The organism is uncultured Ilumatobacter sp., from assembly GCF_963980585.1.
Classification (GTDB): Bacteria; Actinomycetota; Acidimicrobiia; order Acidimicrobiales; family Ilumatobacteraceae; genus Ilumatobacter_A.
Map to the genome: position 1 here is coordinate 1 of NZ_CAXCAM010000096.1, position 1,597 is coordinate 1,597.

Annotated in this window: 1 protein-coding gene; it reads left to right on the forward strand. The window is 61.9% G+C overall.

All coding sequences use genetic code 11. The features are described 5' to 3' along the window. Positions 1 to 258 precede the first annotated feature (258 nt). A complete protein-coding gene (locus tag ACH2DW_RS15310; RefSeq protein ID WP_394930608.1) occupies positions 259 to 1,491 on the forward strand; it encodes an IS256 family transposase in 1,233 nt (410 codons plus the stop codon). The last annotated feature ends 106 nt before the right edge of the window (positions 1,492 to 1,597 follow it).

Genomic DNA, 1,597 nt, shown 5'->3' on the forward strand with positions numbered 1-1,597 from the left:
CTCAGTCGAAAGACAGCCGAGCACAACGGCGCGCGAGTCACCTGGATTGTCGAGATCGATCGGGTGGTCGTACCGTTCCCAGTAGTCGCGGTCCGGTTCCTCCGAAGTGGAGTCGTCGCTGACCTCGGTGTGCGGCATTTTCGCAGTGTAGAGCGGGTAAGTCCCGTCACGTGGTGTAGGAGGCGGTCATCACCGAGATGGTGATGGCCATCGTGCGATTCTCAAATGCGACCAAGCAACTGAGAGGAACACCGCACGATGACCACTTACGAGTCTGCCCTGTCCGAACTGTCGAGTCGACTGATCGGCACCGATTCCACCCTGACCACCTCGCTCAGCGACATCCTGGCCGCGGCGCTCCAGGAGATGATCGAAGCCGAGCTGACCGCGACGATCGGCGCAGCACATGGCGAGCGAACCGACAGCCGACTGGCGCAACGAAACGGGCACCGCCCGAAGCTGTTGACGACGCCGGCCGGCGATGTCGACTTGGCGATCCCGAAGCTGCGTGCCGGTAGTTTCTTCCCCGAGCTGTTGGAACCGCGCCGTCGGATCGACAAAGCGCTGTGGGCGGTGATCATGACCGCGTACATCACCGGCACCTCGACCCGGAAGGTCGACGATCTCGTCAAGGCACTCGGGTGTGACAGCGGCGTGTCGAAGTCGACCGTGTCGCGGATCTGCAAACAGATCGACGCCGACGTCAACGTGCTCCGCACACGCCGGCTTGATCACCAACCGTTTGTCTATGTCTGGCTCGACGCGACCTATGTGCATGTCCGCGAGAACCGTCACGTCGTATCCAAAGCAGTCGTCATCGCGACCGGGCTACGCGCTGACGGCCATCGAGAAGTCCTTGGTGTCGACATTGGTGATTCGGAGAACGAGACGTTCTGGAAAGAGTTCCTCGGCGACCTCAAAGGCCGCGGGCTCGCCGGCACGAAGCTCGTGATCTCCGACGCGCATGCCGGCCTCGTCGCCGCCATCCGCAACAAGTTCCAGGGTGCTGCGTGGCAACGCTGTCGAGTCCACGCAATGCGCAACATGATGCGCGCCGCACCCCACCAGCAACGCCAGGTAATCTCCGCGTTGATCCGCACGATCTTCGTTCAACCCGACCACACCACCGCGTCAGCCCAGCTGCGTCTCGTCGTTGGCCAGCTCGAGCCGCTCGCTCCGAAGGTCGCTGCGCTGCTCGAAGGGATGGAAACCGACTTGTTGGCTTACACCGGGTTCCCGAACGCGCACTGGTCCAAGATCTGGTCGAACAACCCGATCGAACGCCTCAACCGCGAACTGAAACGACGAACCAACGTCGTGTCGATCTTCCCCGACACCGCCTCGGTCATCCGCCTCGTCGGCGCGCTGCTCGTCGAGATCAACGACGAAATGATCGCCGCCGAACGCCGCTACATCTCCGCCGCGTCCGTCGCTGAGATCGACGGAATCGAACCCGACCTACAATCCCTGCCAGCCGCATCCCGCGACTGACATCAAGCAAGAGGATCGCACGACCCTCCTACACCACACCCCGGGACGCAATCGATGAATTTTCAGACGGAGGGGCAGTGATGGCTAATCAGAACATAAGCGTGGA

Excerpts from the sequence above, each read along its gene's own strand:
- ACH2DW_RS15310 (WP_394930608.1), top strand. The coding sequence starts at position 259 with ATGACCACTTACGAGTCTGCCCTGTCCGAACTGTCGAGTCGACTGATC.